The following is a 12,541-nucleotide window of genomic DNA, read 5'->3' as shown; positions in this document are numbered from 1 at the left end:
GCTCCTTGCCACGGCGGTACGCACTCGGGCGTACGGCGCTTCACCTGGTCGCGACAACCCTAACGGTCGTCACCGGGGGCGCTTTCGTCGCCGGACCCCTCGGTGGATTCGGTCACAGCCTCGTCGGCGGCACCGTCGGGCTCGGGCTCGGGTTCCGGCTCTGCTTCGGGCTCCGGTTCGGCCAGGGCCTCGTCCGCGTCCTCAGCCGATTCTTCGGCTTCGGCCTCGGTTTCTTCCTCCGCTGGTTCAGCCTCTTCGGGCTCGACGAGGTCTTCCTCGACTTCGGGTTCGCCCGGCGGTTCGGGGGCCTCGTGCGCACCGGCGAAGAACGCGACGAAGCCGCCGGGGACGACGATCCAGCAGAAGGCGATCACCGACGCGACCCCGACCGGCACGCTGACCGGGTCGAACGGGCCGTCGCCGAGCCTGCCGCCGGACAGGGTCCCGAGGATGACGCAGCCGAACGCGACGAGCGCGCCCGCGACGGCGACCGCCCGCATCCGCAGCATCGGGTCCTCGTCGATCGCGCGGATCCGCCAGCCGACCAGCGCGCCGACCAGCGCGGGCAGGACCAGCAACGCGGGCCACCAGACGGCGTGCTGCGACGGGATCCCCGCCAGCACCGGCACTCCCGGCAGCTGCCCTTCCTGATAACCGAACATGCCGACGGTCAGCGAACCGACCGAGAAACCCGGCCCGGTGGTGAACGACAGCGCGGCGACGACCGCGTTCGGCAGGTAGGCGACCGAAAGCACGAACAGGCCGAAGCTCGCACCGAACCCCGGCTCGAACAGGCTGTCCACAGTGGACCAGGAGAGCGCGGTGGCCGCGGTGAACACCACGGCACCACACGCGATCAACGCGGCGAGGCCGAGCGCGCCGGCCCGAAGGCCTTGGACGGCCACGGGGTCGAACCGCTCCCGCACGGCGGCAGGCAGCCCGCAGACCTTCGCGACCCCCGCGATGGCGGCGAGCCCGGCGAGGAGGCCCGGTACGCAGAAGGCGGTCAGCGGGTTCACGTCAACCGGTGATCCGCCCGCCAGCAGGGCGACGAGCACACCGAACAGGGCGTGGGCGCCGGCGATCACCGTCACCACGGGAACGGCGTCCGCCGGGGTCCGGCCGCCGCTCCGGCGAGCGGCGCGCGCGGCCGCCCTCGCCACGAGCCAGCCGACGAGGAGGGTCGGCAGCAGCGGCAGCACGCCGAGCGGATGACCGCCGAGGTCGAGTTCCACCTGCCACGAGGCGAGCCAGCCAGGGCCCGCGGCGAGCACGGCGCCGGTGGCGGAAAAGCGGGACCGGTCCGCGGCGAACGAAACCATCGCGAGCACCGCCGCGATGGCGGTGAAAGAGAACAACAGGGGCGAGCAGGCCGCCGCGAGCAACACACGAACCCGCTTCGCCCTGGAGACCTCCAGCTCGGGGACGAGGTCGCTCACCGGCTCTTCGCCCGGCGGGCGTTCGTCGCGGGTGAGCAGCTTCATGATCCGCACCATTACATCCGGACTGGGCCGTCCGGGTGAGGCACGCCGCCGCCGGACAGCGCACGTGGCTCAACCCACCCGGTCGGGTAACCCGGAAAAGAAAAACACCCGCCGTGACACGGAGAGTCACAGCGGGTGTTCTTCGGTGCGAGAGGTCAGCTCTGCTTGCCGAAACCGCCGGGCGGCGTGCCCGGGTTCTGGTTCTGGCCCGACTCCGACGAGGAGGACGGCGGCTGCTGGAAGAACTGGCCCTGCTGCGGCGCGTACGTCGTGGCCTGCTGGCCCGGCGGCTGCGTGACCGGCGGCTGGAACCCGCCCGGCTGCGAGAACGGACCGGACTGCTCACCCTGCTGCTGCCCCTGCTGACCCGAGCCGGGGAACGGCTGGACCTGCGTGGCGGCCGGGCCCTGCTGCCCCTGCTGGCCGAACGGACCCTGCGGGCCCTGCTGCGGGAACTGCTGGCTGTACGGGGCCTGCGGCGCCTGCTGCTGCGGCTTCGCGGCGGGCAGCTTGATGACGTCGTGCTCGAACAGCAGCGCGGCGACCGCGACCAGCATCTGCAGGATGCCGAGGATCAGCACCACGGTGAGGATGCCGGGGACCGAGACGTCCTCACGGCCGCTCCCGTAGCCGATGACCAGGTCCAGTGCCCCGAACGCGCCGATGACGCTGAACAGCGCGGCGAACGGCAGCGTCTTCGGGCCGCGCGGCAGCGCGTGCAAGGCCGCGAGCAGACCGCTGACCAGGAGGAAGAGCGAGACCTGCCCGGCGGCGTCGGCCTCGTCGGAGAAGCCGATGAAGAACTGCACCAGGCCGAGGACGGTGACGGCGAGCGCGAGCAGCAACGCCAGGTTCAGCGGGGCGGCCGGTGACGGCGCCTGCTGCTGAGGAAAGGCTCCCGAGCCGGGGTTGGGGTGTTGCTGGCCGCCACCCTGCTGGGGGTAGCCGGGCCCACCGCTGGGATAGGACATCCGAATGCTCTCCTGTCGTTCGACCGGCACCCCGGGGCGCGCGGGACTCCCGGGACAAACGAGGCGGCTGTGATGCTCGAACGCTAGCGCACACGCGGACACCCCACGCCTCGGGCTCTGAGACGTCTCTACACCCGGTCAGGTTCCCGGCGGAACCCCTCGACGACGACCGGATCGCGATTAGCCCGCTAAACGCGACGCGGCCGCCGGATCGCGATTAGCCCGCTAAACGCAGGTCCGCCCCCGACGTGCGTTTAGCGGGCTAAACGCGATCCGGGCGAAAAGAGGCGGGCCGGGCACCGGTGAGGGTGCCCGGCCCGCCGGGGAAAGCGTCAGTCTCCGAAAGATCAGAGGCTGTTGTACAGCTCGCGCGCCAGGACGGCGGTCTCGCTCGGGGTCTTCCCGACCTTGACGCCGGCGGCCTCGAGGGCCTCCTTCTTGGCGGCGGCCGTGCCGGAGGAACCGGAGACGATGGCGCCGGCGTGGCCCATGGTCTTGCCCTCGGGCGCGGTGAAGCCCGCGACGTAGCCGACGACCGGCTTCGTCACGTTGTCCTTGATGTAGGCCGCGGCGCGCTCTTCGGCGTCGCCGCCGATCTCGCCGATCATCACGATGACCTTGGTCTCGGGGTCGGCCTCGAACGCCTCGAGGGCGTCGATGTGCGTCGTGCCGATGACCGGGTCGCCGCCGATGCCGACACCGGTCGAGAAACCGATGTCACGCAGCTCGTACATCATCTGGTAGGTCAGCGTGCCCGACTTCGATACGAGACCGATCGGGCCGGCACCGGTGATGTCGGCCGGGATGATGCCCGCGTTCGACTTGCCGGGGCTGATCACGCCTGGGCAGTTCGGCCCGATGATGCGGGTCTTGTTGCCGGTCGCGACGGCGTGCGCCCAGAAGTAGGCGGAGTCGTGCACCGGGATGCCCTCGGTGATCACCACGGCGAGCGGGATCTCGGCGTCGATCGCCTCGATGACCGCGTCCTTGGCGAACTTCGGCGGCACGAAGATGACCGAAACGTCGGCGCCGGTCTCCTTGATGGCCTCCTCGACCGTGCCGAACACGGTGAGGTCCTTGCCCTCGATGGAGACGGTCTGGCCGGCCTTGCGGGCGTTGACGCCACCCACGATGTTCGTGCCGGACTTCAGCATCTTGGTCGCGTGCTTCATGCCCTCGGAGCCGGTGAGCCCCTGGACGATGACCTTGCTGTTCTCGTTGATGAAGATCGACATCTCACGCACCTGCCGCGGCGAGCTCGGCGGCCTTGTCGGCCGCGTTGTCCATTGTGTCCACCACGGTGACGAGCGGGTGGTTCGCGTCGGCAAGGATCTGACGTCCCTCGACGACGTTGTTGCCGTCCAGCCGCACGACGAGCGGCTTGGTGGCCTCGTCGCCCAGGATCTTCAGCGCTTCGACGATGCCGTTCGCGACCGCGTCGCAAGCGGTGATGCCGCCGAAGACGTTGACGAAGACGCTCTTCACGTCGGTGTCGTTGAGGATGACGTCCAGACCGGCCGCCATGACCTCGGCCGAAGCGCCGCCGCCGATGTCGAGGAAGTTGGCGGGCTTGACGCCGCCGTGCTTCTCGCCCGCGTACGCCACGACGTCCAGCGTGGACATCACGAGGCCCGCGCCGTTGCCGATGATGCCGACCTCGCCGTCGAGCTTGACGTAGTTGAGGTCCTTGGCCTTGGCCTTCGCCTCGAGCGGGTTCTCCGCGTCCTTGTCGACCAGGGCCTCGTGGCCCGGCTGACGGAACGAGGCGTTCTCGTCGAGGGTGACCTTGCCGTCGAGGGCGATGATCTTGTCCTGCGGGTCACGGACCAGCGGGTTGACCTCGACCAGCGTGGCGTCCTCGGAGACGAAGGTCTCCCAGAGCTTCACGACGACGTCGGCGGCCTCGTCGACGACCTTCTCCGGGAACTTGCCCGCGGTCAGGATCTCGACGGCCTTCGCCTTGTCGACACCGGCGATCGCGTCGACCGGGATCTTCGCGAGCGCTTCGGGACGCTCGACGGCCAGCTGCTCGATCTCCACGCCGCCTTCGGCGGAAGCCATCGCGAGGAAGGTGCGGTTCGCACGGTCCAGCAGGAAGGAGAAGTAGTACTCCTCGGAAATGTCCGAGGCTTCGGCCACCAGCACGCGACGCGTGATGTGGCCCTTGATGTCCAGGCCGAGGATCGCCTCGGCCTTCTCGGCGGCCTCATCCGGCGTCTGGGCCAGCTTGACGCCGCCGGCCTTGCCGCGGCCGCCGGTCTTGACCTGGGCCTTGATGACGACCTGGTTGCCGATCTTCTCGGCGGTGGCCTTGGCTTCTTCGGGGGTGTTTGCCACGGCACCCGGCAGAACCGGTACTCCGTGGGCGGCGAAGAGATCCCTCGCCTGGTATTCGTAGAGGTCCACTACTCCAGTCTCCTGACGACACGCCACTGTGGTGGTCCGTTGCCGGACCGCGCTGTCGGACCAGTCGAGGTTAGCGACCTGCGTAGAAGCAGGGGACTCCGCACCTGGTGAAGTCGGTCACCGTACGCGGTCAGACGGTGTTTCCACGGTGTGAGACCGCACACCGGAGACCCAGTTCGCCGCGTTTTCCAGGCTTTCGAAGGCGTTCTCGAACCCGCTCGGGCCGTTACCGACCGCGAAGAGGAGGACGCCGGGGACGGCGTCGGCCAGGCCCTCCGGTTCGCTCGCGCCGCACAGGACACCGAGGATGTCCGGATCCTCCTGTTCGACCGTTCTGGCCATTTGGTCGACCGTGTCGAGACGCCCGGCGTAGACCACCTCGACGCCGTCGTCGCGCAGCAGCCGCCCGAGAGCGACGGCCGCGCCTTCCTCGACGTCGAACTCGGCCAGCACGACCCGGAGAAGACGGCGCGTCATCCGGCCCGCCGGGCGCCCGCGACGGCCATCCCTGCCGTGACGAGGGTGACGACGGCGCCGGCCAGCGCGAGCCAGAACCCGATCCCGGCCGACGAGCCGTCGTACTCCGAGCCGACGAGCGGGAGTTCCGCCGCGCGCAGGCCGAGCACCAGCGCGGCGCCTGCCAAGGCGGAGGCCGCCGCGGCAGGCCGGGAGCGCGGAACGAGTGCGTACAGGCCGAGAACGACCGCGAGCGCGCCGAGCAGGCCCCACGACGCCGCGCCGAAGTCCGACCACAGCCCGGGAGCGGTGTAGCCGGGCGCGGTGAACACCGGCGTGCCGAACGCGGCGATCGCCAGTACCGCCGCCGCGACGAGCGGGGTGAGCACGTTCCCACCGGCCCGCGTTCCGTCGAGGCCGGTGTCCAGTTCCGCGTTGTCGTCGTCGGAGACGTCTCGCTCCACGACGCCGGTGATCACCGCGGCGAGCGCGGCCACGGCCGCCAGCACGAGCGCGATGAACGTCCACGTGACGCCGGGGCCCGCCGAAAAGCCGACCTTGTCCGGCAACGGCACCGGCAGGTCGACGCCGAACAGCGCCGGGTCCACCGCCTTGTCCTCGGTCACGGACAGGGCCGCGCTCAGCACCGCCGCGCCCGCGAGGACGACACCCGCCCACGTGGCCGCGACGACTCCCCTGGCGAACGCCGAGAGCCGCGGCACGAAGACGAACAGCGCGGGCACGGCGAGCACGACCGCGGCGCCGAGCAGCAGCCAGCGCGCCGGTGTCTCGGGTACCGGCGCCGGACCATTGGCCTTCAGCACCGGGGCCAGCGCACCCGCCGTCGCGGCCGCGGCGGCGAGCAGCGCCAGACCGCCGGTGGCCAGCCGCCACCAGAACAGCCCCGGCAGCTTGGCCTCGCCCGCCATGTCCCCGGTGACGGCCTCGCCCGCTTCCGCGACGTCGAACCGGGTGAAGGCCAGCCCCACCAGCGCCAGGCCCGCGACGGTCACGACCACCGAACCCGGCGCGACCGAAAGCCGGTCCACGACCAGTCCCGCGATCACGGGCGGGACACCGACCGCGAGCGCGGCCAGCCCCGCTCCGGCGAATCCGCCCTTGCCGACCTCGGCCGAGGGCGAACTCACCGCCACGAGCGCGGTCAGCGGCAGCAAGGCCGCGAGCAACAGGTATCCGGCCATCGCGACGGTCGGGCCCTCGAAGGCGTTCTTGGCCAGGAGGTACGCGTTGCCCGAACCGAACGGCGCGAGGAGCAGGCCGACCCCGCCCGCCACACCGAGCACGGGCCCGAGCAGCCGCCAGCGGCGCCGTCCGTCGAGTTCGCCCGCCAGTTCCGCCTCGTCGCGGGCGGCCCCGGCGGCGAACGCGCCGGCCGCGAGCGTGAGCAGGTGGCCCGCCACGAGCGGCCACAGCCCCGGCCCCGCCGGAGGCAGCGCGAGCAGCCTGTCGGCGAGGAACAGTTCCGGGCGCGCGGCGAGGGAGCCGTCGGCGAGCAGCTGCAGATCCAGCAGCAGCCGTCCGGGCGCGAGCGCGGTGAGCCCGAGCACCAGGCCCGCCGCGAGCCCCGAGCGCCCGGTGACCACCGCGTAGAGCACGGCCGCCGCGGGCGCCAAGGCCAGCACGACCAGCAGAGGAGCGGCGGTGAAACCAGGCGAGCCCCCCTGGATGACGGGCAGCAGCGCGCCGGCCGCCAGCGCGACCGCACCGGCCGACACCAGCCCCGCCGACAGCAGGAGCGCTCGCGGGCGGGAGCCCGGTTCGCTCCGGAGAAGTTCGGCGGACGCGGTACCGGGGACGGCTTGCCCGGCGGAGTCGCCAGGGTGCCGTGAGCGCGAAGTCATCGACGGCGACGCTAGCAAGCCGGGGTCGGCGCGGCCCGGCAGCAGGGGGCGCCCTGGGTCTCATCGGCGCTCGGCCGGCCCTTGAAGAAGGGTTGAGACGGCCCAGTCCGGGTAAACCTCCTTCAACACCGTCAGGCAACCGCTTATTTCCCTCGTTTGCCTCCTTTCCGGCCCTCCGGTACCCCCGAACGGCCCTCTGATCTTGTAACGCAAGTCACACGGTTGTGAGTAAACCTGCTCTAACTTTGGGTAATCCTCACTGGACAACGGCCAGATCGCCGTCGCCCGATCGGCCGAGAGCGCCGCCAGATCTTGCTGTCGGGGGTGCCGCTTCGTTACTGTCCCGGGGTCCCCATTACAGTCAGATCACGAATGAGAGCACCGAACGAACCACCCCCGAGGTTCTTCACCGGGATCCCCCGCCCGGGCTCTTGATCCGACTCCCCGAACATGGAAGGCCCCGTCTTGGCTTCACACCGCTCCCCCGGCGGCCAAGCTCCTTCCCCGGCGCTCGAGAACGCACTGGATGGTGCGGTCGTCCGCGTCCGGGGCTCGCACCGCCTGTCGCCCCCGTCCTCGGCCCTTCGCGGTCGTGTCGTGGTCGCAGCCGTCGCTGCCGGCGCCTTCGCGGCCGCCGCTGCCGGGCAGACCCTGAAGTCCGTTTCGGAATCCTCCGACGCCGCCGTCACGCCGCTGGCCAGCACCCAGGACGCGAGCGCCTCGTTCGCCCTCGGTGGCGGAGCCGGCGGTGGCGCACCCGAGCTGCTGCCGACGAGCCAGTCGACGAACGCCTCCGCCGAAGCCCAGAAGCTCTCGGAGAACAACAGCATCACCCAGGCCCGGGTCAAGCGTGAGGCCGAAGCGGCCCGCAAGGCCGAAGAAGAGGCCAAGCGCCCCAAGACCTGCATGCCGGCCAAGGGCACCTTCACCTCGGGCTTCGGCGCCCGGTGGGGCACGAGCCACCTCGGCATCGACATCGCGGCCCCGATCGGCACGCCGATCGTCGCGGCCTCCGACGGCACGGTCATCGAAGCCGGCCCGGCCAGCGGTTTCGGCCTCTGGGTCAAGGTCCAGCTCGCCGACGGCACCATCCACGTCTACGGCCACATGAACTCGTTCTCCGTCCGCGAAGGCCAGAAGGTCAAGTGCGGCGAGGAGATCGCCGAGGTCGGCAACCGTGGCCAGAGCACCGGCCCGCACCTGCACTTCGAGGTCTGGCAGAACGGCACGAAGAAGATCGACCCGCGCCCGTGGCTCGCCGCCCGTGGCGTGAGCGTCGGCTGATCGAGCCTCCGCTTTCCTTTCGACGCGGCACCTTTCCACCACACCGGTGACTCCGCTCCCGTAGAAGGCGCGCCGGGCGACGACGCTCTGGCGCGCCTTCAAGACCTCCGCTTCCCCCTGCGAAGACAACAGCTTCAAGGGCAACGGGAAGCGTCGTAGGCCATCGGCCTCGGAGCATGTGTGGTCTTCCAGGCCCTCAGCGGCCTCACGCGACGCCCCCGGGCAGCTTCTGGACGAAGTACCCCACGGCGATCTGCCAGACCGTGCAGAGACCGGCCGGGCCATGTTCGTTCGGCCGCCGTCTGGCGAAAAGTCCCCTAAGAAGAGTTCGGCACCCGGCTGGCCGCGGCCCGAACAGCCATCGCCGCGCGTGCCCGCATACGACGCACCGTCCGGCCCCGTCCGGTTCGTGCGTCCGCAGTAACGCGCGCCAGGCCGCGACCAGCCTGAGCACTTCCGGCGGTTCCGGACCCCGATCCGTTCCCGCCCCTTCTTCAACACCCCGCAGATACTCGAGTACCCCACTCGAGAGAACCCCAAACAAGACCCCGTCCACACCGGTTGCGCCCCCTCCTCCTGATCGGGGCACACCGGCTCGTCCAGCCTACCCCAGCGCATCGAACTCGTGTTCGATGGCACAGGTATACTGGAGGGGTCCGACAGTTTTCGCGTGCGGCGGAGAAACCGCAGGTCAGGGCTAGAGTTTGACCATCGGGACGCTGCCGATGAGCATCAGCCGGACCTTGCCGGCGGCACCGAAGTCGATCGTCGCCGTGGCCCGCGGGCCCGTGCCGTCACAGGCGACGACGGTCCCGAGCCCGTACTTGTCGTGGCTGACCCTGTCGCCGACGTCCAGTTTGAGCGCGACGGTGTCCTTCCAGCCCTTGCCGAACGGGCTCGTACTCGCCGTCCTCGACGCCGGCGAGCCACCGCCGCGGCTCCCCCAGGTCGTCGCGGCCCGCGGCGATCCGCCGGACGAACCGAAACCACCGGAGGACGAGGAAGGCGCGAGCCTGCGCCAATCGACCAGGTCGGCGGGAAGCTCGTCGAGGAACCGCGAGGCCGGGTTCATCTGCGGCTGGCCCCAGGCGGAGCGCACCATCGAACGGGAGACGTACAGCCTCTTCCTCGCCCGCGTGATCGCGACGTAGGCGAGGCGGCGCTCTTCGGCCAGCTCGGTCGGGTCACCCAGCGCGCGCATATGCGGGAAGATCCCGTCCTCCCAGCCGGTTCCGAAGACGACCGGGTATTCGAGGCCCTTCGCGGTGTGCACGGTCATCAGCGTGACCACGCCCGCGTCGTGCCCCTCGCCGTCATCGCCGCCGTCGGGCGACGGGACCGAATCCGCGTCGGCCACCAGCGAGACCCGCTCCAGGAACGCGGGCAGCGAGCCCGGCTCCGGCACACCCGGCTCGGTCTCCGGCAGTTCGCCCTCCGGACCGGCGACCTCGGTGGTGAATTCGGTGAATTCCCGCGCGACGGTGACGAGTTCCGTCAGGTTCTCCACCCGCGACGCGTCCTGCGGGTCTTCGGATTCCTCGAGTTCCGTGCGGTAGCCCGTGCGTTCCAGCACCGCTTCGAGGATGTCGGCGACCTCCGCGCCGCTCTCGACGACCTCGCCGAGCTCGTCCATCAACTCGACGAAACCGGTGATCGCCTTGGCGGAGCGCGGGTTCAGCAGCGGCACCTCGCCATTGACGGCGCCGCGCAACGCCTGCGCGAACGAGATGCGCTCGCGTTCGGCGTACGTCGCGATGACCGCTTCGGCACGGTCTCCGATGCCCCGTTTGGGGACGTTGAGGATACGGCGCAGGCTGACCGTGTCCTCCGGGTTCGCCAGCACCCTCAGGTACGCGAGCATGTCGCGGACCTCGCGCCGCTCGTAGAACCGCACCCCGCCGACGACCTTGTACGGCAGGCCGAGGCGGATGAAGATCTCTTCGAAGACCCGGGATTGGTTGTTGGTGCGGTAGAAGACCGCGACGTCGGAGTAGTCCGCTTCGCCCTTGTCCGCCAGCGCGTCGATCTCGCCCGCGACGAACGCCGCTTCGTCGTGCTCGTTGTCCGCGACGTAGCCGACGATCTTCTCGCCGTCACCGGAATCGGTCCACAGCCGCTTCGCGCGCCTGTTGGGGTTTCGCGCGATGACCGCGTTCGCCGCGTTCAGGATCGTCTGGGTCGAGCGGTAGTTCTGTTCCAGCAGCACGGTCCGCGCGTTCGGGAAGTCACGCTCGAATTCCTCGATGTTGCGGATCGTCGCGCCGCGGAAGGCGTAGATCGACTGGTCCGCGTCGCCGACGACGCAGAGCTCGGCGGGCTCGATCCCGGCCTCGTTCGCCTCGGTGCCGACCAGTTCGCGGACCAGCGTGTACTGCGCGTGGTTCGTGTCCTGGTACTCGTCCACGAGCACGTGCCGGAACCGCCGCCGGTAGTACTCGGCGACGTCCGGGTACCGCTGCAGGAGTTCGACCGTCCGCATGATGAGGTCGTCGAAGTCGAACGCGTTGGCCTGGTTCAGCCGCCGCTGGTACTCGACGTAGACCTCGGCGACGCGGCGTTCCAGATCGTTGCCCGCGTCGGCGACCGCCGTCTCCGGATCGATCAGCTCGTTCTTGAGGTTCGAGATGTGCACGGCCAGCGTGCGCGCCGCGTACTTCTTCGGGTCGATGTCGAGATCCCGGGCGACGAGGGTGATGAGCCGCTTCGTGTCGTCCGAGTCGTAGATGGAGAAACTCGACGACATCTCCAGCGTTTTGGCCTCACGGCGCAGGATCCGCACGCACATGGAGTGGAACGTCGACACCCACATGGCGTTGGCACGGCGGCCGACGAGGTCGCTCACGCGCTCCCGCATCTCCGCGGCCGCCTTGTTGGTGAACGTGATCGCCATGATCTGGCCGGGGTGCACGTCCCGTTCGGCCAGCAGGTACGCGATCCGCCGGGTCAGCACCCGGGTCTTGCCGGAACCCGCGCCCGCGACGACGAGCAGCGGCGAGCCCGCATGGGTCACGGCCTCGCGCTGCGCCGGGTTCAGGTCGTCGAGCAGGTCCGAGTGCCGGGACTTGGCCGGACCGTCCGCTGGGAGATCGAAGAGGGTGTTCATCGCCGGTCCACGCTACAGCGCCGGGCGTAGGCGATGTTGCCGCCTGCCGTCCGACGCGCGAGCGGTGTTCGCGACGGAGGATCGGTCGTCATGGACACCAACGGAATTCCCTCCCGGCTCAGGGCCGCCGACGCCGACCGCGAGCGGGTCGCCACCCGCATCCAGGCCGCCGGCGGTGAAGGCCGTCTCACCCTCGAAGAAGTGGAAGACCGGCTGAGCGCCGTGTATTCCGCCAAATACACCGACGATCTCGTCGCGCTCACGTCGGATCTGCCGAAACCCGTGCCGAAGCGGCGCCCGGTCGCCTTCGGGCATCCGGCGGTGCGGATCCACCTCGCGGTCGCCGTGGTGCTTTCGGTGCTGCTGATCGTCCGCTGGACGGCTTGGGGGGTGCCCTTCTTCTGGCCCGCGATGCCGATGTTCTGGCTGGCGATGAGCGTCCTCGTCCACGCCCGCGTCCGCGGAGCACGCCGCCGCTTCGAGCCGGAGGACGGCGTCGCTGTGGCATAATGAGCGGCATGCGGCACCACGCGATGCGATTTTTTTACGGGACCCGGACTCCGGCTCCCGTGATCGCATAGTGCCGAAATGCCATCACCCGAAGCCCCGGAGTCCACGGACCCCGGGGCTTTACGCTGTTCCGGGGGCCAGCATGGGAATCCGGACCGAAGAAAGGTCCCGATGAACACCACACAGAAGCCCGACGCCGAAGAACCCACCGCCACCGCCGAAGAGATCGGCGAGCTCCGCAAGGAGATCGACTTCCTCGACGGCGAGATCCTGCGGCTGGTCAAACGCCGCGTCGAAGTCTCCAAGACGATCGGTGCGGCCAGGATGGCCGCGGGCGGCACCAGGATCGTCTACAACCGCGAGATGGACGTGCTGGCGCGCTACCGCGAGCTCGGGCCGGAGGGACGGCAGCTGGCGATGGCGCTGCTCAACCTCGGGCGGGGCAGGCTGGGGCGGTAGGTGGTA

Annotated in this window: 10 protein-coding genes; 3 read left to right on the top strand and 7 right to left on the bottom strand. The window is 70.1% G+C overall.

Features of this window, described 5'->3' with window-relative positions; all coding sequences use genetic code 11:
- Nucleotides 1-59: 59 nt before the first annotated feature.
- The 6 genes from ACZ1DY_RS04590 to ACZ1DY_RS04565 all read right to left on the bottom strand — a co-directional run bounded on the left by ACZ1DY_RS04590 (nt 60) and on the right by ACZ1DY_RS04565 (nt 7,179).
- Nucleotides 60-1,496 (bottom strand): cell division protein PerM, encoded by a 1,437-nt coding sequence (locus ACZ1DY_RS04590; protein WP_465483679.1) that lies wholly within the window; start codon nt 1,494-1,496, stop codon nt 60-62.
- Nucleotides 1,497-1,639: 143 nt separating this feature from the next.
- On the bottom strand, nt 1,640-2,455 hold the full coding sequence (locus tag ACZ1DY_RS04585) for a DUF5336 domain-containing protein (protein ID WP_465483678.1): 816 nt from the start codon (nt 2,453-2,455) through the stop codon (nt 1,640-1,642).
- Nucleotides 2,456-2,802: 347 nt separating this feature from the next.
- The gene (gene sucD / locus ACZ1DY_RS04580) at nt 2,803-3,690 is read right to left on the bottom strand and encodes a succinate--CoA ligase subunit alpha (RefSeq protein WP_005165134.1); all 888 of its coding nucleotides are present in this window, start codon (nt 3,688-3,690) and stop codon (nt 2,803-2,805) included.
- A gap of 1 nt (nt 3,691) precedes the next feature.
- The gene (gene sucC, locus ACZ1DY_RS04575; RefSeq protein ID WP_126736646.1) at nt 3,692-4,861 is read right to left on the bottom strand and encodes an ADP-forming succinate--CoA ligase subunit beta; all 1,170 of its coding nucleotides are present in this window, start codon (nt 4,859-4,861) and stop codon (nt 3,692-3,694) included.
- Between the two features lie 117 nt (nt 4,862-4,978).
- A complete protein-coding gene (locus ACZ1DY_RS04570; protein ID WP_257489208.1) occupies nt 4,979-5,338 on the bottom strand; it encodes a hypothetical protein in 360 nt (119 codons plus the stop codon).
- Nucleotides 5,335-7,179, bottom strand: coding sequence for a hypothetical protein (locus ACZ1DY_RS04565; protein WP_465483677.1), 1,845 nt, complete (start codon nt 7,177-7,179; stop codon nt 5,335-5,337). Before ACZ1DY_RS04565 ends, ACZ1DY_RS04570 begins: the two co-directional genes overlap by 4 nt.
- Nucleotides 7,180-7,776: 597 nt before the next feature.
- Between ACZ1DY_RS04565 and ACZ1DY_RS04560 the strand changes: the two genes are divergently transcribed.
- Nucleotides 7,777-8,463 (top strand): M23 family metallopeptidase, encoded by a 687-nt coding sequence (locus tag ACZ1DY_RS04560; RefSeq protein ID WP_126736643.1) that lies wholly within the window; start codon nt 7,777-7,779, stop codon nt 8,461-8,463.
- Nucleotides 8,464-9,160: 697 nt separating this feature from the next.
- Here ACZ1DY_RS04560 and pcrA read toward each other — a convergent pair.
- Complete coding sequence (gene pcrA, locus ACZ1DY_RS04555; RefSeq protein WP_126736642.1) at nt 9,161-11,566, bottom strand: DNA helicase PcrA; 2,406 nt, start codon at nt 11,564-11,566, stop codon at nt 9,161-9,163.
- Nucleotides 11,567-11,656: 90 nt separating this feature from the next.
- Here pcrA and ACZ1DY_RS04550 point away from each other — a divergent pair, with 90 nt between their 5' ends.
- Nucleotides 11,657-12,076, top strand: a complete 420-nt coding sequence (locus tag ACZ1DY_RS04550) for a DUF1707 SHOCT-like domain-containing protein (RefSeq protein ID WP_465483676.1) — start codon at nt 11,657-11,659, stop codon at nt 12,074-12,076.
- A 171-nt stretch (nt 12,077-12,247) separates the two neighbouring features.
- Nucleotides 12,248-12,535, top strand: coding sequence for a chorismate mutase (locus tag ACZ1DY_RS04545; RefSeq protein ID WP_016331191.1), 288 nt, complete (start codon nt 12,248-12,250; stop codon nt 12,533-12,535).
- The last annotated feature ends 6 nt before the right edge of the window (nt 12,536-12,541 follow it).

The organism is Amycolatopsis sp. PSD-21 (assembly GCF_055561455.1).
Note: the sequence above shows the minus strand (reverse complement) of the source record. Positions and strands in the feature narration are given on the sequence as shown.